Source organism: Colwellia sp. BRX10-1 (assembly GCF_014077545.1).
GTDB lineage: Bacteria > Pseudomonadota > Gammaproteobacteria > Enterobacterales > Alteromonadaceae > Colwellia_A.
The window spans coordinates 1-21,805 of the sequence record NZ_JACGWC010000016.1 but is presented as its reverse complement, the minus strand read 5'-3'; the positions used below and the strand labels follow the sequence as shown (position 1 = coordinate 21,805).

At 39.6% G+C, this 21,805-nt stretch carries 13 protein-coding genes, 1 tRNA gene and 1 riboswitch; of the genes, 5 read left to right on the top strand and 9 right to left on the bottom strand.

The annotated features are described in order from the left end of the window. Window positions 1–31 precede the first annotated feature (31 nt). Window positions 32–230, top strand: a riboswitch (Lysine riboswitch). Between the two features lie 110 nt (window positions 231–340). Continuing rightward, window positions 341–1,693 (top strand): lysine-sensitive aspartokinase 3, encoded by a 1,353-nt coding sequence (gene lysC / locus H4J75_RS13230; protein ID WP_182222406.1) that lies wholly within the window; start codon window positions 341–343, stop codon window positions 1,691–1,693. A 74-nt stretch (window positions 1,694–1,767) separates the two neighbouring features. Here lysC and queC read toward each other — a convergent pair whose 3' ends face one another. Beyond that, window positions 1,768–2,427, bottom strand: a complete 660-nt coding sequence (gene queC / locus H4J75_RS13225; RefSeq protein ID WP_070376829.1) for a 7-cyano-7-deazaguanine synthase QueC — start codon at window positions 2,425–2,427, stop codon at window positions 1,768–1,770. A 79-nt stretch (window positions 2,428–2,506) separates the two neighbouring features. Between queC and queE the strand changes: the two genes are divergently transcribed. Further along, window positions 2,507–3,181 carry a 7-carboxy-7-deazaguanine synthase QueE gene (gene queE, locus H4J75_RS13220; RefSeq protein ID WP_182172356.1) on the top strand — a complete coding sequence of 225 codons (675 nt, stop codon included), beginning with the start codon at window positions 2,507–2,509 and terminating at the stop codon, window positions 3,179–3,181. Window positions 3,182–3,185: 4 nt separating this feature from the next. Here queE and pdsS read toward each other — a convergent pair whose 3' ends face one another. Both pdsS and pdsR read right to left on the bottom strand, forming a co-directional pair. Further along, window positions 3,186–5,381 carry a proteobacterial dedicated sortase system histidine kinase gene (pdsS, locus tag H4J75_RS13215; protein WP_182222405.1) on the bottom strand — a complete coding sequence of 732 codons (2,196 nt, stop codon included), beginning with the start codon at window positions 5,379–5,381 and terminating at the stop codon, window positions 3,186–3,188. Beyond that, on the bottom strand, window positions 5,371–6,069 hold the full coding sequence (gene pdsR, locus H4J75_RS13210; RefSeq protein ID WP_182172361.1) for a proteobacterial dedicated sortase system response regulator: 699 nt from the start codon (window positions 6,067–6,069) through the stop codon (window positions 5,371–5,373). The genes pdsS and pdsR overlap by 11 nt, the downstream gene beginning before the upstream one ends. Before the next feature lie 196 nt (window positions 6,070–6,265). Here pdsR and pdsO point away from each other — a divergent pair, with 196 nt between their 5' ends. After that, the gene (gene pdsO, locus H4J75_RS13205) at window positions 6,266–7,066 is read left to right on the top strand and encodes a sortase-associated OmpA-like protein PdsO (RefSeq protein ID WP_182222404.1); all 801 of its coding nucleotides are present in this window, start codon (window positions 6,266–6,268) and stop codon (window positions 7,064–7,066) included. A 190-nt stretch (window positions 7,067–7,256) separates the two neighbouring features. Here the strand turns inward: pdsO and H4J75_RS13200 are convergent, their stop codons facing one another. The 5 genes from H4J75_RS13200 to H4J75_RS13180 form a co-directional block, all read right to left on the bottom strand. Then, window positions 7,257–9,065 carry an alpha-amylase family glycosyl hydrolase gene (locus H4J75_RS13200; protein WP_182222403.1) on the bottom strand — a complete coding sequence of 603 codons (1,809 nt, stop codon included), beginning with the start codon at window positions 9,063–9,065 and terminating at the stop codon, window positions 7,257–7,259. Window positions 9,066–9,115: 50 nt separating this feature from the next. Beyond that, a complete protein-coding gene (malQ, locus tag H4J75_RS13195) occupies window positions 9,116–11,296 on the bottom strand; it encodes a 4-alpha-glucanotransferase (RefSeq protein WP_182222402.1) in 2,181 nt (726 codons plus the stop codon). Between the two features lie 105 nt (window positions 11,297–11,401). Beyond that, complete coding sequence (gene glgX, locus H4J75_RS13190; RefSeq protein ID WP_220465314.1) at window positions 11,402–13,555, bottom strand: glycogen debranching protein GlgX; 2,154 nt, start codon at window positions 13,553–13,555, stop codon at window positions 11,402–11,404. Then, complete coding sequence (glgB, locus tag H4J75_RS13185) at window positions 13,555–15,843, bottom strand: 1,4-alpha-glucan branching protein GlgB (RefSeq protein ID WP_182222401.1); 2,289 nt, start codon at window positions 15,841–15,843, stop codon at window positions 13,555–13,557. Before glgB ends, glgX begins: the two co-directional genes overlap by 1 nt. Before the next feature lie 32 nt (window positions 15,844–15,875). Further along, entirely contained in the window at window positions 15,876–18,380 is a 2,505-nt protein-coding gene (locus tag H4J75_RS13180; protein ID WP_182222400.1) for a glycogen/starch/alpha-glucan phosphorylase, read from the bottom strand. A 438-nt stretch (window positions 18,381–18,818) separates the two neighbouring features. Here H4J75_RS13180 and H4J75_RS13175 point away from each other — a divergent pair, with 438 nt between their 5' ends. Continuing rightward, window positions 18,819–19,850, top strand: coding sequence for a LacI family DNA-binding transcriptional regulator (locus tag H4J75_RS13175; protein WP_182217413.1), 1,032 nt, complete (start codon window positions 18,819–18,821; stop codon window positions 19,848–19,850). An 84-nt stretch (window positions 19,851–19,934) separates the two neighbouring features. Here the strand turns inward: H4J75_RS13175 and H4J75_RS13170 are convergent, their stop codons facing one another. Further along, entirely contained in the window at window positions 19,935–21,386 is a 1,452-nt protein-coding gene (locus tag H4J75_RS13170; protein ID WP_182222399.1) for an MFS transporter, read from the bottom strand. Between the two features lie 303 nt (window positions 21,387–21,689). Between H4J75_RS13170 and H4J75_RS13165 the strand changes: the two genes are divergently transcribed. Next, a tRNA-Ser gene (locus tag H4J75_RS13165) sits at window positions 21,690–21,780 on the top strand. Window positions 21,781–21,805 lie beyond the last annotated feature (25 nt).

The following is a 21,805-nucleotide window of genomic DNA, read 5'->3' as shown; positions in this document are numbered from 1 at the left end:
AATAAATACTCAAATTGTATGTTTTTAATAATCAACCAGAAGAGGAGCAGTAGCTAGGTAGATAACACGAAGAACCACCATTCTTTTGACTGTTATTGAGGGAGACTATTGCCGAGAGTAATTAGCGAGTGGCGTTATTTATTCGGTTACTAGGGCTGAATCCCTAGGATTGTCACCTCTAGTTAGTATATTAAGTGCTAATTAGATTATGGTGGAGAGCTTCTGGCTGAAAAGTTTAGTTTATCTTACCAAGAACACTTCTTAATTCAGCCATGCTCTTCCTTGAAGTTTAAAAGTTACCCTATAATTATTACTGGGGGCTTAATTAGGGAGACCTTAGATGTCATTATTACCTTTTACTGTTGCAAAATTTGGCGGCACAAGTCTAGCTGATCATCAAGCGATGTTACGATGCGCTCAGATCATTAAAAACGATGCAAGTAACAAAGTTGTTGTCGTATCTGCAAGTTCAGGCGTTACTAATTTACTGGTTCGTTTAAGTCAAAAAGATGTATCTCAGCATGAACAATTAACAATCATTAGCAGTATTCGCGCTATCCAATTTAATATTACCCAACATTTAGCTGAAGAAACACAGCTAAACTTTCAAATTGATCAACTGCTAAATGAGTTAAGCGAGTTCTCTAACGCACAATCACTTAATTATTGCCCACGCATAGCCGATGCAATTTTGTCATTTGGTGAACAAATGAGTTCATGTATCTTTGCACAAGTCCTTAAATCTGTTGGTGTTAATGGCGAAATGTTTGATGTTCGCCAAGTCATGAAAACCAACGCATTATACGGTAAAGCCGTTGTTAACCTTGAGATGCTCGCTAAGAACGCACAGCAATTTCTTATGCCTTTGCTGGTTGATAAAGTTATCGTTACCCAAGGTTTCATTGGTCAAGACGAGGACGGTCATACGACAACCCTAGGCCGTGGCGGATCTGATTACAGTGCCGCACTTTTAGCAGAAGCGTTACATGCCGATAATCTTTCTATTTGGACTGATGTTGTCGGTATTTTTACCACAGACCCACGTATTACCGAGCATGCCCGTGCTATTAAAGAAATCAGTTTTGGCGAAGCGGCTGAAATGGCGACCTTTGGCGCAAAAATTCTTCATCCGGCAACACTCATTCCTGCGATGAGAAAGAATATTCCGGTTTTTGTTGGTTCAAGTAAGGAACCAGAGAAGGGGGGTACACGCATTCAACAGTTTGTTGAATCGAGCCCAATATACCGCTCAATAGCCTTACGTAGAGAGCAAACATTAGTAACGGTAAAGAGTCCTGCTATGCTACATGCTAGTGGTTTTCTTGCACAAGTCTTTGGTATTTTAGCCAAACATGAACTGAGTGTTGATTTAATTACCACCAGTGAAATCAGTATTGCGCTAACCTTCGATAACCCTACGGGTTCGACGCAAGCGCTTTTAAACTCAACCGTTGTTGAAGAATTAGAACAGCTTTGTGAAGTGACCGTAGAGCACGGTTTATCGTTAATAGCGGTTATAGGAAATAAAATGCATCGCAGTAATGGCGTTGGTACCAGTATTTTTGAAACTATCTCAGGGATAAACGTGCGGATGATTTGTCATGGCGCCAGTGAACATAACTTATGTTTCTTAGTCGACGAGAAACAAGCAAATGAAACCGTTGAAAAGCTACACAATGCCTTATTTTCATAAGCTTTAAGCGTATTATTTCTTTGGTCAGTACAGAAAAAAGATAAAACACCTTGCCGTGTTTTATCTTTTATTTATCACGATTCGTAACTTAACGGATCGGTAACATTATTATCACTGAAAGCTTCTAAACGCTCTTGGCAGGCACCACATTTTCCACAGGCTTTTTCACGGCCGTTATAACACGTCCAAGTATTATCATAGCTTAAGCCCATTTTTAATCCATCGGTTAAAATATCACTTTTAGTAACCGTTAAATAAGGGCTAAATATTTCTACTGACTCGTAGTTAGCTATTTTACACACCTCATTCATTTTCATTACAAATTCGGGACGACAATCAGGATATATTGCATGGTCTCCTGAATGTGCGCCGTAATAAACTTGGCTAGCCCCCACTGAAACGGCATAACCGACCGCAAGTGATAACAAAATCATGTTACGGTTAGGTACAACCGTTGATTTCATACTTTCAGCTTCGTAATGACCTTCAGGAATATCAATATTGTCGGTTAATGAAGAACCAGCAAGTAATTGATTAATAGATGATATATCGATAATTTTATGGTTTACATCAAGTGATTGACAAACCGTACTGGCAAATTCAATTTCTTTGACATGACGCTGTCCGTAATCAAAGGTTAATGCGAACACTTCTTTGCCATCATGCAAGGCGCGATTAAGAACAGTGAATGAGTCCATGCCACCAGAATAAATAACAACAACTTTGTTTGTCATTTCTAAAGTCTCTTAGGGTATAATTAATATCGCGCATTTTACTTCAATTTACACCAGCAATAAACAGGCAAAAACCCCGATGACCGTAAAATACAAAATTAATGAATTATTTGAAACTATTCAAGGAGAGGGCGCTTTTACCGGTCAACCTTCAATTTTTATCCGTTTACAAGGTTGCCCCGTTGCTTGCTCGTGGTGTGATACTAAGCATACTTGGGCAATAAACCTTGAAGATGAAGTAACACCGAATGCTATGTTAACAAAAGAAGCTGAATCTCAAACGTGGTCAGCGCTTACGGTTAAAGATATTTTAGCGATGATAACGGCAGAAGGTTATCAAGCCAAACACATTGTTATCACAGGCGGTGAGCCAGCGATGGTTGATTTACTCCCTCTGTGCCAAGCACTTGAAACCAATGGTTTTAGTTGTCAATTAGAAACATCGGGTACTTTTGAAATACAGGTGACGGATAAGTGCTGGGTGACTGTTTCACCCAAAGTAAACATGAAGGGTGGCTACAAAATATTAAACTCAGCGATGTTACGTGCCAATGAAATTAAACATCCAGTGGCGACTGAGCAGCATATAGACGACTTAAAAGCGTTATTAGCCGAACATAATATTGTTAACACCCAAGTTTATTTGCAACCGATCAGCCAAAAAGAACGGGCAACAGCGTTAGCAATAAAAAGCTGTATTGAAAATAATTGGCGTTTATCCGTTCAAGTACATAAATATTTAGGTATAGAGTAAATAATTACTTTACCTGCAATGGCAAAGTAATCGACACCGTGACACCTTGCGGATTATGATGATTACTTGCCACGATATGCCCCTGATGAAATTCACAAATCAAACGGGCAATATATAAGCCTAATCCCAAATGAGGGGTCTTATCTTCTTTCATTTGCGGTGTTTCACGCATTGAAACCATAGAATCAAAAAGTCGCTCTTCCATCGTGTCGGGTAATAACGTGCCGTTATTGCTAACGTGAATGGTGATGTCTTTATTTTTCAACGCTGTAGTTATGAAAAGTTTACTATCTTCACTAAACTCTACGGCATTAGTGACAACCTTATCTAATAATTGCGCTATATGCTCAGGCGATCCCACCAACATTACTTTTTTATCTGAGGCCAAATACTCAATAGTAAAGTTAGGGTATATCTGCTGATATCCTTGTACACAACCATTAAGCACATCAAAGAGATTAAAACTGACCTTGTCAGTTTGATTGAGCATTTGTTCAAGACGAGTCGCTTCACTCATATTGGTTAATATATTGTTTAAGCGATTAATACCACTTTGGGCACGGTCAATGTAAGCGGAACTTTTCTCAGGCAAGGCTTGTAAAGACAAATTTTCTAAGGATGTTCTAACAATCGCTATCGGGGTGCGGAGTTCATGTGAGAGTCGTGACGACATATTTTCTAAGTAATGATTGTATTGGCTTAAACGATTTACTGCCGTAGAAAAACTGCGAGAGAGGTCGCCAATTTCATCATTGGCTGTTGATACTTGCATACTCTCGGCTATCTCGTTATTGATTCGACCGTGTTCATCAATAGCAATTTCTGCCTGATTACGCAGTTGGCGAATGCGATTTGAAATACGTGACGCAAAAAAGAAAAAAGCGAAAGCACCCAATAACATAATCGCTAAAATTGACGTAAACAATTTCTCTAAGGCTTTATTTCGTACACTGAGAATGCCATTGGTTGTTTCTTCAACAATGACCGCACCGTTGACCTTATCGCTGATATAGATAGGGTATGCAGCTGATATGATAACCGCTTTTTTATCTGTGGTTAATCGCCATTGAGATTTTGGCATACCCGCAAGTGCGGCTTCAATATGTTCACCCGTTAGGTTTTGCGTGTCGTAAAGACGGTCAATAAAATCATCTTGAGGTTTGTTGAGCAAATGTTGAAATAACGGTTGTAAGTATTTTTGTGTCCAAGCATACCAAGAGCCATCGTTATCAGAGTTATTGATGTTTTTTTGCCATAAGCCACTGGCTTTTTTTATGTCGCCACTTTTTGCTAGTACGCGATGATGTTGATCAACCACCCAAATACGTGACTGTGTGTAACTCATGCCCTTTACTATGCGTTCAATTTCAGGTGACGGCACCAAAATGGTACCTAAGGTTGCTGCGCTACTTGGATCTGCACTGCCTATTATTGTTGTGGCTGCACTCAATGGCGTATCAACATCATGAATGGCAAAGGCTAAGCGGTCACTGATTTTAGTTAAAGGGATGCGTAGTTCAATATTATAACCTTGCTCGGTATCGCGCCATTGGCCCTGAATGAAGCTAACGGGCCTTGGAAATTGAAGCCGTTCATTACTTTCAAGGTCATTAATGCGATAGGCAGCAAGCCACCCCTGATTTTTATTACTGACGATAAAACGTTGGAAATTGCCATTAATATCGTTGAATGATAATTCCAGATGATCATTTTTGTTGATGGCTCGAGCATTTTCATCACGATAAATAACCGTATCGTCGATCACCTGAATAAAAAAGTATAAGTATTTATCATATTTTCCAACAGCGGCACTGAAATGATTAGTGAGCTTATCAACGCTTAATTGCTGACCAAGCTGGTTATTAACCCCATAGTAGTGGGACTTTTCTTGAAAACTTGGCCAGTCGTTGGGTAAACCGTCGAGATTTATCGCTTGAGATAATTGATAACCGTAAAGGTCTTTACCTTTTTCAACGTCGGGTAAAAAACTGGCTTGGTTATTAAAAAGGTTAGGGCGTTCATGCAACGAAGTCGCGAGGGCTCTTGCTGTTCCTATGATTGTTTGTTCCTGACCAAAGCGTAAATACTTTTCCATTTCCCATACGTATTGATAACCAAACCAGGGAATGGCAAAGAGAAAACTAGACAGGAGTAGAAGCTTAGTTCGTAAGCCGAAACGAAAATTGAGCTTATTTTTCATCTTTGTTCCAACGATAGCCCATGCCATAAACTGTTTCTATGCAGTTAAAGTCTTTATCTATTTGGTTAAATTTTTTACGAATGCGTTTTACATGGGAAGTAATGGTACTGTCATCGACATAGATGTTGGAGTCTTTCATCAGTTGTTGACGGTTCTTAACATGTCCGGGGTTTTTAGCTAAGGCAAAGACCATCCAAAATTCGGTGATCGTTAAATCAACACTTTGTTGCTGCCAAATAATGCTCATTCGTTGATTGTCGATAGTTAGCGGCCCTAATGTGAGTAAACTACTTTCAGCAGTTGGCTGTTTTAGTGCTTCTTGGCGACGAAAGAGGGCTGCAATGCGCGCTGATAAATGTGGCAGGCTAATATCTTTAGTTAAATAATCGTCAGCGCCAATACGTAATCCTGACACCGTATCAACATCATTATCACGCGCAGTTAAAAAAATAATAGGCAAGGTCGTTGATATATTCCTAAGCCATTGGCATAGGGTAAAACCGCCGTCATATTCTTGCTCTAAGCCAATATCTAATATCACAAGGTGAGGCAAACTTATTGCAAAGGCCTTACAGGCGTTTTCTCTATTAGCAAAGGTCTGCACTTGATAACCTTGAACGCGCAGCACATCCGCATAGTTTTCTCTTATAGCGGCTTCATCTTCGACTATGGCAATTCGTTTTAACACTCTATACGACTCTATTGGTTAACTTATTTTAAGGCACTATATAAGAGTTTTTTTATAAATGCGCGCAATTGTTGTAATTGCCACATTGTTGCCACATTTGCTCATTACTTTGCCTTTTTTGTGTCGTTTCAAAGCCTATTTTTCTTGTTTTAATTACCTCGTCAACAAAAAACACCTTAATCATTTAGGAATTAACATGAAAAAAATTAACAGTAAATTAAACCCAGCGAAACTTTTCTTAATCACAGCGCTTATTGCTGCACCGACATTAAGTCATTCCGCATACGCCTTTGAAAAGTCAAACTTAACAGCAAGCGATTCGGTTGAACTTAGTGACAGAGATAAAGAAAGTATTGGCTTAGGTAGCGGCATGATCATTGGCGCGATATTTGGTGGTCCTATTGGCGCTATTTTAGTGGGAGCGACCGGTACACTTATTGCGAAAACACAAAACGATAAAGAAAATTTGAGTGAACTACAGGCGTCATTGAAAAAGCAAGAGCATGATTATTTGCAGGCTGCAAACGAGTTCCGCCGCAATTTACAACGCTCTGAACAAAATCATCAATTAGAATTATCGGTTTTAGAACAAAACTTTGATAAAAAATACCAAAATGCCAGTCAACTACAAGCTGAAAATTTACTGATGAGTTTACAATTTTCAACCGGATCTAGTGACTTACAGCCGCACTATCAAAGTCAAATCGTTTCTTTGGCAGAAATGTTACAACAATCGCCAAAACTCTTTATCGATTTATCGGGTTATACCGATAAACAAGGTAATAAAAAATTAAACCAAGCGCTGTCTATTGCTCGTGTTAACACCGTTAAAAATGCCTTAATTGATCAAGGCGTTAAAGCAGAACGCATTAAACTGTTTGCTTTTGGTGAGCAAGCGCCGGTAGTGGCTAACACTCAACAAGAAGTCAGTTTTTATGACCGACGTGTGGTAATAAAGCTGCACAGTAACACCGAGCAAGTGGCTAATAATTATTAAGTGTTGGTATAAGTGAAGGTAAAGGTGTGTTCAATCATTTATTTAAATAATATAAGGAGGTGAAACAGAAAATAATGAAATAGTTTACTAATTAAAGAATAAATAAAAAATAAAAAATAAATTAAAAACCAAGGACACTCCCATAGCGCCTTGGTTTTTCTTTATCTGTACAAAAACACTAAATCCTCAGCTACCTGACCTGATAAATTGCAAAACTTAACGGGGGAACGGTTAATGTTCCATCGACAAACTCATTATTTTTAAAGGCTGGGTATATTTTTTCGCCATTTTTGAGGGTAAAGCCTAACGCTACAGACTTTTCTGTTTTTGCTGTATTAAAGACAATAATGATTTCTTCTTCGTCTTTTAATGTACGAGATACCGCAAAAATCCCCGGCTTATTATCAGCATTTATGAATTTTTGTTCGCCAAACCTAAGTGCTGGGTATTGATAATAGATATCCGCATACTCAGCAAATGTCTTATAAAATAGATGATTTTCATCAAAGTTGTCATCAGCGGTTGTTTTAATATTTGCGAGTAAATCATCATCGTTGTAGCTGTCTACCAAGGAAGGCATCATGTCTTGGCGAGAGTCTTTATCTCCGCCATCACCAACAAAACCTTGCTCGTCGCCATAATAGACAATTGGCACGCCACGCAGAAAGTAAACCATCGCATGGGCTAGCAAGGTGCGTTGAATAATTTCTGCTTCGCTATAGTTGAAATCACTACTTTTCAACATGCCTGAAAAACGTCCCATGTCATGGTTACCGGTAAAGTTAAGCAACTGATTGGCATTACTGTCACTGTCATTATAGTAAGCATCACTCTCGAACACCTCAACAAGTTTATGTGTTCCTTGCTGTTTAATAAGGGTGTCTTGTAAAGCAAACTGTAAGGAAAAATCAAGTACAGACTGCATTTTACCTACAGTGGTATAAGCACTTAATTCTTTAACATCGCCACTATATACTTCACCAAACATAAAAAATTCTGGAATACCAATCGCTTTTGCGTGGTCAACAAGCGCAGGGGCAAAATCTGCCCAAAACTCTATATTGACGTGCTTTACGGTATCAATTCTAAAACCATCAGGTTTAAATTCACTGATGACATTTTTGAATATTTCGGTCATGCCTGTAACCACTTCAGGTGAATTAGTATCAATATCATCTAAGCCACTAAAGTCGCCATATATCGAGTTTTCTCCTTCATAGGTTGTATCTCCTTGGTTGTGATAATATTTTTTATCATTTAACCAAGCGGGTGATTTAAGGTTTTCTTGGCCTTTAGGAATAACGGCTTGATAAGTATCACCCGCAGCCACTTGAGCAAGTGTTTTATATAAACAGCCATCATTTTCTTTCATCAAATACTGTAAGCCATCTTCGCCGTGACATTCAACATACTTAATAACGTCAGCGGTGTGGTTAGTAATAATGTCAAAAAATACTTTTATATTCTCTTTATGTGCAGCGTTAATGAAACGTTTTAAATCTTCATTACTACCCAAATGTGGGTCAATTTCATTAAAGTCTAAGATCCAGTAACCATGATAACCCGAAGAATCACCTTGCATGGCCTGATTACGCATAATAGGTGTTAACCAAATAGCGCTAATCCCCATACCTTTCAAATAAGGCAGTTTAGCCTGCAAACCTTGAATGTCACCCCCGTGATACATGCCTTTGTCGGCTTTATCAAAACCACCAGCAGATATTATGTCGGTCTTAGAACCTTGGTCATTATCGGTGTTGCCATTATAAAAACGGTCGGGCATAACAAAGTAAAAAACTTCATCTTGTATATTTCTATTTAAATAAGGATCTAAATCGTCAGCATTTTTAAGTGGTAAGGCTTTTACCTCACTTAAGCTGGCTGATTTTTCTATGTGAATTGGCTTAGTTTCATTACAAGCGCTAAGAAATAGGCCACTTAAGATAAGTAGCGCAATCTTTGATTTTTTTAATGTGAATGTACTATTTGTTATTATCATTATATTCTCATCCATTATTGTGTTCATTAAAATCGACATTATGACTAATATTAGCTTTTTGGTCTGGCTTTTTGCATCGCTTGTGCAAGCAATTTAACAGAGTCTTTTTGCCAAAACTCAGTCATAGTTACCGGTAATTTTTGACGCCAGTTAGGGTGTTCATCGATAGTGCCGGGAATGTTAACTTGTTCAACAATCTCTAAGGTGTCTTCTAATGGAATAAGTTGGATATGGCTGTGTGCTTTCGCCATATATTTCTGGACGGCAATTGATAATTCAGTATTGATTATTGCCGGACTTTGTTGCGGCGCTTTTGTTACATCGATAACGTCTAAGTCTGCTAATGCTGCAACTAACAAGCTACGGTCTTGTATACGAGCTTGGCGTTCTTGTTGGCCCATTTCGTCTGATGGATATAGATTCAATGCTTGTCGCCAATGTAAATCACGTCCAGTCCACCAACCGGTAAGGGTAGGTAAATCGTGTGTTGACACTGTTACCATAGATTGGGCTGGATACAACTCCGGGCGTTTAAATAAACCCGACTCCCAGCGCTCAAAAAATAGCACCTTGTATGATAGTAAACCTGCGGCGGCCATTATTTCACTAAAGCCATCGGGCACCGTGCCTAAGTCTTCGCCGATAACCACACAGTCATTACGACGAGATTCAAGGGCAATAATGCGCAATATATCTTTAAATGGAAAGGTAATATAAACACCTTGATCGGCTTTCATGCCCGGCGCTACCCAATATTGACGCATTAAACCTAAAATATGATCAATACGTAAAGCACCTGCATATTGCATATTACTGCGCAGTGCTTTTATTAAGGGTAAATATCCTTGTTGCTGCAGTGCTACTGGGTTAATCGGCGTTAGCCCCCAATCTTGCCCTAAGGTATTCATAGCATCGGGTGGAGCACCAACCGCTGCACCAGACACATAAACATCTTTATCAGACCAAACATCAACGCCTGAGCCGTCACAACCAACCGCAAGGTCTAGATATAAACCAATCGGCATACCAGTTTGTTCTGTTAATGCGGAGACATCAGTTAACTGGCGATGAGCTAGCCACTGCAAAAAGGCAAAGTAATCAAGACGTTTAGCATGCTGTTGTTGAAAAGCAGCGACTTGTGCTGAATGTGGTGATTGAAACTCACTCGGCCACATTTTCCAACCATAAGCATTAGAATCAATCATTCTAAAATGCTCATATAAGGCGTCAAAGGTGGTTAACAGTAATAAATCATCGCCTTGCTCGGCTTTAAAGTCGCTGAACTCTTGGTAGGTCGCGCTTACATTCTGGTCATTATTCGCTTGAATGAAGTCTTCAAAGAGTAATTCAATAATTTCAAATTTAACATCAGCAACGCCAGGGTAATCGATAAGTTCAGTGTTACGGACGAAGTTAACTTTTGCTTGAAATTCATCACTGTTAAAGCGAAGTTGAACGGCCTTGCAGCTGGAAAAGTTAGGTACCTGGGTAACATCAATATACAAACTATTGAGAAAACAACGGCTGGTCGGGGAATAAGGGCTGCGATGTGCGGGATTATTTTGATACAAGGGATGCAACGGATTTAAACCTATGGCGGCAGCGCCTTGCTCGGCAGAATTTTTAACCAGTGTTTTTAAATCACCAAAATCGCCCATTCCCCAATTACTTTCACTTTTGAGTGAATATAACTGCGCAGCATATCCCCACATTTTTTCTGGTGAGGCTTCCTGTGGGCTATAACAAGTTTTAGGCGCAAAAATCAAATGACAACTTGCTGTTTGTTGGCCATAACTCAGCTTAAGTTTATGATAACCTTGCGATAACAAAGGGAGTGTTAAGGCAAGCTTTCGATATTCTTTATCGGCAAGCTGATTTTTTTCTTGGAAAATTAACTCGCTAACCAACACTTCACCCGTTAAGATTTCGCTTTGCTCAGTCGTTATCTGCCAAGCAACTTTTAAACTTTCATCTACCGGTAGGCTAATAATAATAGTGTGACTGTGTTCTTCAAGCTTAGCAATATGGACGCCAGGCAACATTTTACGCCAGCTATCTTCTTGTAAGGCGGTAATACTGTTATTGATAGTATGGTTATTAGACAGGTCATAACCCATAGCACAAAGTAGGCTATGCCTAGCACTTTCGTTTGCCGGAACTTGGTGCCCATAACTATCAGTGTAACTTCTGTGAAAGCCAACTAGGTCGGCAAGTTTTTCTATCAAATTCATAAGTTTAATACTCTATTCTTTTTGAGTGGCTAAAGGAATACTTTTGCCAATGCTTGTGGTGATTTTGTTATCTACGATTCAACTACTTAACGCAGAACCGTATTGCTATTTGTCTTTTGGGCTATGTAAATACCGCAATACCACACAGCTATGTTCAGCAATAGTAATAGCGGGGTGTCTAATGTTTTTTGGCGATTTTTTGTCAGCGTAACTGTATTCTTGATTATCAACAGCGGTATCAATGAGCACTTGCCAGTAACCGTTAAGTACTGGCAATAAGAAGTTGATACTGCGCTGATGAGCATTAAAAATAATCAGTAGGGCATCGTCTTGCTGATGTTCAGGAGTAGATGAGCGTTCGGTATTGGCTAACATCATTGCAAAGCACTTGATGGATTGATCATGCCAATTGTCTTTAGTCATCGCTTTACCGTGACAATTTAACCAACTGATATCAGCTAAACCGGTATGTTCACTTACTTTTACACCGTGTTGATAATGTGTTCTGTTTAATAGCGGATGTGCTTTTCGCAGTGCAATTAATTTTTTAACAAAATCTGATTCTTGCTGTGCTTGTGGGCTTTGCCAATCTAGCCACGATATTTCATTATCTTGGCAGTAAGCATTATTGTTACCGCGCTGGCTATTATTGAGTTCATCGCCACTGAGTAACATCGGCGTGCCTTGAGCAATAAAGAGGGTGGTCAGTAAATTGCGTTTTTGCTGGCGGCGTAAAAGACTAATTCTACAATTGTCGGTTGGCCCTTCAGTCCCTAAATTATTACTAAAGTTACTATTATGGCCGTCATGGTTTTGTTCGCCGTTCGCCTTGTTTTGCTTGTTATTGAAGCTCACTAAATCGGTTAAGGTAAAACCATCATGTGAAGTAATAAAATTAACACTGGCACTAGGTCGACGACTGGGCTGTTCAAAAATGTCACTTGAGCCGTGCAAACGTTTAGCAAACTCTGCAACTAAGCCTTGTTCACCTCGCCAGAAGCGTCGACAAGAGTCACGAAAACGATCGTTTAGCTCTAACCAGCTATTGGGGAAACGGCCTAGTTGATAGCCGCCATGACCGACATCCCAAGGTTCGGCAATAAGTTTAACTCTTGATAAGATAGGATCTTGTCTTATACTGGTAAAAAAGTGATTGTTGGCTTTAAAATCAGGTGCATCGCGCCCTAGTACTGGCGCTAAGTCGAAACGAAAACCGTCAACGCCCATGATTTCTACCCAGTAGCGCAAACTGTCAGTGATCAGTTGAATAACACGAGGGTGCTGCACATTAATGGTATTGCCACACCCTGAAAAATTCTCATAATAGCGTTTGTCTGCTGGGTGTAAACGATAATAACTAGCATTGTCTATGCCTTTAAAGCTCAGCGTTTGACCAAGTTCATCACCTTCTGCCGTATGGTTATAAACCACATCAAGAATAACTTCGATACCTGCTTCATGGTAAGTTTCAACCATAGAACGAAACTCGCCAACCTCACCTGAATGGCAGTAAGCGGCGTGCGGAACAAAAAATGAAATGGTGTTATAGCCCCAGTAATTAGTTAACCCTTTGTCTTGGACAAAGTCCTCATTAATAAACTGTTGCACGGGTAGCAGTTCAATACTGGTTACCCCTAAAGACTTTAAATACTGGCAAACCTTTTTATTAGCAAGACCCGCGAATGTTCCGCGTAGCTCAATGGGTACATCGGGGTTTTGTTGGGTAAAGCCTTTAACATGTAATTCATAAAGAATGGTGTCACGGCGACGAACTTGTGGATGCGTTTGACTAAACAGTAATGGTGAAACAACCACACACTTTGGCATAGTCGCCGAATTATCACGATTATCAACGGTTAAATCTTTTTGGGTGCTTTTTAGATCATAACTAAAATTAAGGTCGCTGCGGATAAAGCTACCGTGCAATTTTTTAGCATAGGGGTCTAACAATAATTTATTAGCATTAAAACGATGGCCATTATGAGGTTCAAAAGGACCATGTACGCGGTAGCCATATAAACAACCCTCTGCGATCCCTTCAACGAAACCATGCCAAACATCATCGGTAAACTCAGGTAATTCAATGCGCTGTAGTTCATATTTACCGTCACCTGAAAATAGACAAAGCTCTACTTTTGTTGCATGTGCAGAAAATAGGGCAAAGTTACAGCCCAGACCATTTTTAGCCAGTGAAGCACCCATCGGATACGAACGCCCCGAAGTTACTTTGTATGCAGTGTTAATTGCGCAAGTTGTCATTATTTACCCTCAAGTGGTAAACGTACATCTTTGAGGATAAACATCGCTGTCGCTAACGGGGGTACAGTAATGTCTATATAGTGTTGCTGACCTTGCCAGGCCAATTCTACACTCGGTAAAATACCTAGGTTCAAGGTGTTACTGCCGCCATAAATTTCAGCGTCCGAGTTAAGTAATTCGACGTACTCTCCCGATTTTGGTACCCCTAACTTAACGTTATGATGGGTTTGTGAGGTAAAGTTACATACCACGACAACCGCATTCTCTTGGGCGTCATTGCCAAAACGAATAAAGCTGTAAATTGATTGTTCGCTGTTTTGATGATCTAACCAACTAAAACCCTCGCTTTGGCAATCTTTTTCATAGAGTGCTGGCGTGTTGCAATAAACCTTATTTAACGCTTTAATCAGTCGCTGTACGCCACTGTGCCAGTGAACGTCAAGTTGATGCCAATCAAGTTCGTGGTCATGATCCCATTCTTTACCTTGGGCAAATTCACAGCCCATAAATAGTAGCTTTTTACCGGGATGTGCCCACATAAAACTGTAATAAGCGCGTATATTGGCAAACTGTTGCCAAGCATCATCGCCAGGCATCTTTTGTAAAATAGAGCCTTTACCATGAACGACTTCGTCATGACTAAGTGGCAGAATAAAGTTTTCATCAAAGGCATAAACTAGGCTAAAGCTAAGTTCGTTATGGTGATGGCAACGATGCACAGATTCACGCTGCATGTATTGTAAACTGTCGTTCATCCAGCCCATATTCCATTTATAACCAAAGCCTAAACCGCCATCATGGGTCGCGCGAGAAACACCCGGCCATGACGTAGACTCTTCGGCAACAGAAAATGTACCAGGGTATTGTTGATAGAGTTCTTCGTTAAAGCGTTTTAAAAAGTCGACAGCGGCTAAGTTTTCTCTGCCTCCGTGGATGTTAGGGATCCATTCATTTTCTTTGCGGCTGTAGTCGAGATAAAGCATCGAGGCAACTGCGTCAACGCGAATGCCATCAACATGGTATTTATCTAACCAATGCAGGGCACTTGCTCGCAAAAAATTGGCAACTTCAACACGCTCGTAATTATAAATAAGGGTATTCCAGTCGGGGTGATATCCCTGTCTGGGGTCTTCATGCTCAAAAAGATGAGTACCATCGAAGGTCGCTAAACCGTGATCATCACTTGGAAAATGTCCTGGTACCCAATCAATCAATAAGCCTAAATTGGCTTGATGACAGGCATCAACAAAATACTGAAAGTCAGCTTCATTACCAAACCGAGCTGTTGGTGCAAATAAGCCAACCGGTTGATATCCCCATGAACCATCGAATGGAAATTCACTGACCGGCATTAGCTGAATATGGGTAAAACCCATTGATAAAGTGTAAGGAATAAGCTGGTCAGCTATCTGACGGTAATTTAAAAATTCGTTATTTTTATCTCGGCGCCAAGAGCCTAAATGGACTTCGTAAATTGAAATTGCAGCGTTTCTACTGTTACGTTTTTCACGTTTGTCTAACCAATCTTGGTCTTGCCAAAGATAATTGTCTTTTGCACTGATAATTGACGCTGTGTCAGGTCGGTATTGGGCTTGGTTGCCATAAGGGTCGGCTTTAAATGGTAACGTGTTACCGTTTTTGTCTTTAATCGCATACTTATATTGTTGCCCAACTGACGCTTGTGGGATAAATATATTCCAATAGCCACTAGCGACATCGCCCAAGGTGATATTTTGCATGGCATGGCTACGTTCATCCCAGTGATTAAAGTCACCAAGCAAAGAAACATGACTGGCATTAGGTGCCCAAACAGCAAACGAAACACCCTGAATTTTTTGGCCATTAAGGGTTTTATTTTGCAGATGAGCGCCTAATTTCTCGTAAGGTTTTTGATGATTACCTTGTTGGAGCAAGTAAATATCAAGCTCCCCTAAGGTAGCTGAAAACTGATAGGGATCGTCAATTAACCATGATGCGTTTGCAGAGGTCAGCTTGAGTTTATAAGTGAATAATTTTTTACGACGTAGCTTAAGTGAGTAAAGTCCACTGTGATGAACTTTCACCAACTTACCTAATGATTTTATCTGTTCATTACTATTAAGTTGCGCTGATTTTTTATTAGGGGCTAAGGCCATTATCTCAACAGCGTCAATATCGTTGAGGTGAGGAAAATAGCAAGTGATCCGTAAATAACGAGTGTTTTGGTCAGCATTTAACCCTAAAACCTCGTAAGGTGTCTTATGGCAAGCGCTGACTAAAGCTTTGATGTCATTTACAGATAAACTCATATATTTTCCTCTGTTTTCTTAATAATTAATGCTTAAGCGCTCGGAGTTAAAAACCAAATGTTTTTCACATAGTCTTCAATCGAGCGATCAGAATTAAATTTACCCATCAACGCCGTATTTAAAATGGCCATTTTTGCCCAACGTTTTTTGTCTTGATAAGCGACACCTAAGTCTTGTTGAGCGTCACTGTAGCTTTCAAAATCAGCCAGCACTTTGTACGGATCGCCACCTCCAAGGAAACTTTGTTTAATCGAAGATAATTCTCCCATATGGCCTGGCGTAAAGTAGTCCGTGTCTAACCAGTCTAAACAGGCTTTGATTTCATTATTCGTTTCATAAAAGTGATAAGGGTTGTAGCCTTTGTTATCTAGGGCTTTAACTTCATCAACGGTTAAGCCAAAGATGAAAATATTGTCGTCGCCAACTTCTTCAGCTATTTCAATGTTTGCGCCATCTAAAGTCCCAATGGTTACGGCACCGTTGAGGGCGAGCTTCATATTGCCAGTACCAGAGGCTTCTTTACCTGCTGTTGATATTTGCTCTGAAACATCGGCTGCCGGAATTATTTTTTCGGCTAAACTGACCCGATAGTTAGGTAAAAACACCACTTTTAATTTGTCTTGAATGCGGGTGTCATTATTTATTTTTTCAGCAATTTTATTGGTTGCGTAAATAATTTCTTTGGCTAACTGATAGCCCGGCGCTGCTTTTGCACCAAAGATAAATACGCGTGGTTGCATAGGTAAGTCAGGATCAGCCAATAAACGGCGGTATAGCGCTAAGATATGCAATAAATTAAGGTGCTGGCGTTTGTATTCATGAAGTCGTTTAATTTGGACATCAAAAATGGCATCTGGGCTGACATCTATACCGGTTAAGGTTTTAATTTCAGTGGTTAATGCCACTTTGTTTTGATGTTTAATTGCCATGAATTTCTTTTGGAAACTGGTATTATCAGCAAGGGTTGATAATGAAGATAAGCTGTTTAAGTTTTTAGCCCAGTCATCGTCAACGTGCTTTGATAGTAATTCAGACAGTAATGGGTTACATGATTTCAACCAACGTCTTGGGGTAATACCATTAGTTACATTGGTTAATTTCTCTGGCCAAAGTTGGTTGAATTCTGGGAATAGATCTTTTTTTACTAAGTCTGAATGGATTTGAGCAACACCGTTAACTTTATGTGAAGTAATGACACATAAATGTGCCATACGGACTTTACGTTGTTCACCTTCTTCAATAATTGAAAGGCGAGCGCGCATTGCCTCGTTGTTTGGCCACATCGCATTCACTTCATCATTCAAAAATGCTTCATTAATACGATATAAAATAGTTAAATGGCGTGGTAGTACACGTTCAAATAATGAAACAGACCATTTTTCTAACGCTTCAGGTAACAGGGTATGGTTAGTATAAGAAAATACTTTACCGGCTAATTGCCAGGCGTTTTGCCATGAGAAGTCATACTCATCAAGTAATACGCGCATTAACTCTAAAATGGCAATAGTAGGGTGGGTATCGTTGAGTTGGATCGCTACTTTTTCAGCAAAGTTTGTACTACTTCCTTGGGTAAGTGGACCAAATTGCAGTTGATAACGACTAATAATGTCTTTAATTGAACAAGCACAGAAAAAGTACTGTTGAATAAAGCGTAATTCATTACCCGCATCGTGTTCGTCATTAGGATAAAGAACTTTAGATACTGTTTCAGCATTGACTTGATCGTGGTGCGCTTGTAGATAGTCACCCTGATTAAGTGTATCCCAGTCAAAGGCAGAGTCTGCGCGACATTCCCATAAGCGTAAAGCATTTACGGTTGACGAGTTATAGCCAACGATAGGAATATCCCAAGGAACTCCTTTGAGCATTTTTCCTGCACGCCAAACCGATGTTAAACTACCGTCGGCTTGTGCTTGTTGTTCAACATAACCATAAACGGGAATAAGCTGGGTAGATTCAGGGCGGCAAATTTCCCAAGGACTACCAAACTCACGCCACATATCAGGCTGTTCTATTTGGTGTCCGTCTTTAAAACTTTGTTTGAATAAACCATGTTGGTAATGAATGCCGTAACCCATAGCGTTGTAATCAAGTGTCGCTAATGAATCAAGAAAACATGCGGCTAAACGGCCTAATCCACCATTACCTAGGGCTAAATCAGCCCCTTCTTCACATAAATCGGCTAAATCAAAACCAAGTGATTTAAGGGCCTTTTCGGTATTTTTATATAAATCTAAATTATGTAAGTTGTTAGAAAGTAGTCGCCCCATCAAATATTCAAGTGACAGGTAGTTAATACTTTTAGTCGCTGATTTTGCTTGTTGAACCTTACTTGCTTGCAGTTTATCAATAATAATTTCATTAAGCGCCATTGATGTCGCTTGCCAATAAGCCTGCTTGTTTTGTGGTGTATTTTTGTAGGCGTCTTCACAAATAACGCGATCACCTAAGGTACTGTTCAAATGGTGCTGAATGCGTTTTTTTAAGTCAGTGGCGGTAATATCAGCTGTGCTACTTTTTATTTTTTTATTTATCATAATAAATTTTTATCATCAAAAACCGTCTTGTTCGTTGCTGACGTTTTGATTTATTTCCTGTTTATTTAAAATCTGTGGCGTATATATAGGACTTTATTCATCCTTATTTTTTATTTGCATCAGTTGTACGAATTCTTTCCACAATAAATAACGTGATGATTAAATTATGCCGATGTTAGAAATTAGAGCAATAAACTACATACGTATGCATGATGGATTTATGCACTATTTGCCATGCATACGTATGCATTTTTGATGATTATTGGCGCTTGATGAAAAGTTCAGGGTGATGACTTACTCGCTACCTTTAAAATTTGATGGAAGTCGGCGTTTATCAGCTGAGTAATTTTTTGCTTTACTCTTAATAAGGTATACAAGGCTAGGGGGCTAAGTTAGTATCTAAGTAGTATATTTATTAATAAGTTATTGGTTAATTTAATGGTTAAAGCTAAAAATACTTCGTTTGATATTGCTTATCGTGCGGGCGTTTCTCAGTCAACAGTTTCAAGAGCACTACGTAATAGTCCGTTAGTAAATGAAGAAACACGGCTACGTGTTCAAGCCATTGCCAAAGAACTTAATTACAAAGTAGATAAAAACGCCAGCAGTTTACGTACTCAACGTAGTGGCACCATTGCCTTGCTATTGTTTGAAGACCCAACCAACGATGACTCATTAATCAATCCTTTTTTTATGTCAATGTTAGGCAGCATTACCCGAGCTTGTGGTAATAAGGGCTATGATTTATTAGTCTCTTTTCAGCAAATGAGCCACGATTGGCATGCTGACTTTGAAGATACCCGTAAAGCTGACGGGATAATATTGTTGGGTTATGGTGACTACACCGATTACGAAGAAAAGCTTGTTCAGTTAATAGAGCAAGAAACCCATTTCGTTCGTTGGGGGGCTGAAGTAAAAGACCTCGATGTTGTCTCTGTCGGTTGCGATAACTTCCAAGGAGGCTATCAACTCACCGAACATGTCATTAATAATAACCGCAAAAAATTTGCTTTTTTAGGCGGAGTTTCAACGGGCTCTCCTGAATTTTTAGATCGTTATTTAGGTCATTGTAAAGCGCAAACTGATCACGACTTAGTCGTTAATACCCAACTTCAATTTGACGCGATTTCTACCGAAGAATCTGGCCATAACGCTGCATTAAACCTTATTAAGGGTGGTGAAAGTTTTGATGCCATTATGGCGGCCAGTGATTTAATTGCCGTGGGCGCGATGCGCGCTTTGCAAGAACACAATATGCGCGTACCCGAAGATATAGCCGTGTTTGGTTTTGATGATATTCCGGTTGCTAGTTTTACTTTTCCGACCTTAACTACGGCTAAACAAGATACGATGTTAGCAGGAGAATTATTAGTAGAAAAGCTTTTAGCACTAGTGAATGGCGAAGAAGCAAAAACAGAATTGATGGCAACCACACTTGTGGTTCGTCAATCTTGTGGCAGTGGTAATTGATGTTTTATAGCGTTTATGTAGGTTAGTTTTTTCACTAACAAATTTTAGGTAGAGCCCTAACCTACAAACAAAAGCGAGTAGAGGTTACTCGCTTTTTTCTTTGACAAAATAAACGGATACAGCGCCAAGTACCATAGAGACACCCGCTAAGATAATAATATTTATTGCCTGGTTTTCAAAAACTGAATTTAATATCCAGCCAGCAAAAATTCCTGAGATAATCTGTGGCGCGGCAATGGTAAAGTTAAAGATCCCCATGTATACACCAGTTTTGTTGGCAGGTAATGCACCAGCAAGTATTGTGTAGGGCATTGCTAAAATAGCAGCCCAAGCAATACCTACACCTATCATAGGAATAAATAAAGTAACCGCGCCTTGTGGCACCGTGATTTCAGTGATCAATAAATTGACTAAAGTTGGTTCAGGGTTATTGATAAACATAAAGCTTAAATAACCTAAGCCACCGGCGAGTAAGGAAAACGAGTAAACCGCTTTTCGGCCGAAGGTATTGGCAAGCTTGGCCAGCACAATTGAGAAAAAGGCCGCAAACAAAGAATACGCTGCAAACAAAATACCTACCCAGTCACCAGCTGCGCCTTTTGCCGCAGCGATATCATTGGGAATACCACCAACAGAGCTAATATAGGTAGGGTCAAACCACTTTACATCTATGCCCCAAACCTGTTGAGCAATGGCCGGCATGGTATAAACCCACATAATGAATAGAGAAAACCAAGAGAAAAACTGTACGAGTGCTAAACGCTTCATTACCTCGGGCATAGATTTCATTAGGCCAACGAAGTCAGTTAGTTTTTCAATTAACGACTTTTCAATGGCTTGTTCTTTGGCAACCTGTTCAGCATCCATTCCTTTGAACTCATAATATTCTTTAGGTGAATATTCTTTAGTTTTAAAAACCGTCCATAACACCGAACCTAATAAAACCGTGGCGCCGATATAAAATGCCCAAACAACAGATGGAGCAATACTACCTTGCTGTGAGGTGTTCTCTAAACCAACAACATTTGTAAGAACAAATGGCAATATAGAGCCGATAACGGCACCAATATTAATCAAAAAGGCTTGGATAGCATAACCCTTGTTCATTTGATTATCGGGCACCATATCAGACACTAGCGCTCTAAAAGGTTGAAAAGCGATATTAAAAGATGCGTCCATAACCGCTAACATCATTGCACCAAAAATTATTGGTGTGATAACAGAGACAAATAACGGCGCGTTTGGCATTAATAACATACCGACAGTTGCGCATATGGCACCGATTAATATATAGGGGTTACGGCGACCAAACTTATTCCATGTTCTATCTGACGCTGCGCCGACGAGAGGCTGGATAAGTAAGCCCATAATAGGAGCGAGCAACCAAAATAAAGATAAAGAGTGCAGATCAGCACCCAAGTCTGAAAGTATTCGACTGACATTAGCGTTTTGTAAAGCAAAGCCAAATTGAACGCCCAAAAAGCCGAAGCTAACATTCCATATTTGCCAAAAACTGAGTTGAGGTTTGTTTTTCATTTATTATTTTTCTTATGAGAGTAACACACGATGAAGTTATATAATCACAACCAAAAAACTGACACAACAAATTACATACGTATTCAGCATGATATAAACAGGTAATATTATTATTTAAATACAGGTAAAGTTTTTGTGTAAATCGTCAATAATGGTAAATTATCGCTAAATAGCTGTTTTTTTCGCACACTTGCTGATTTATCGAACATAAAGAAGAAATAGTAAAATTAGTGCTTTACAAATGCTATTGCAGGTCTTAATATCTGCCCCGTCTTGAAGCAAGCAATTGTTTTAAGACATTCAGGTGAGATGGCTGAGTGGTCGAAAGCACTGGTCTTGAAAACCAGCAAGGGTTTATAGCCCTTCTAGAGTTCAAATCTCTATCTCACCGCCAAACAAAGAAAAACCGCTAATCGAAA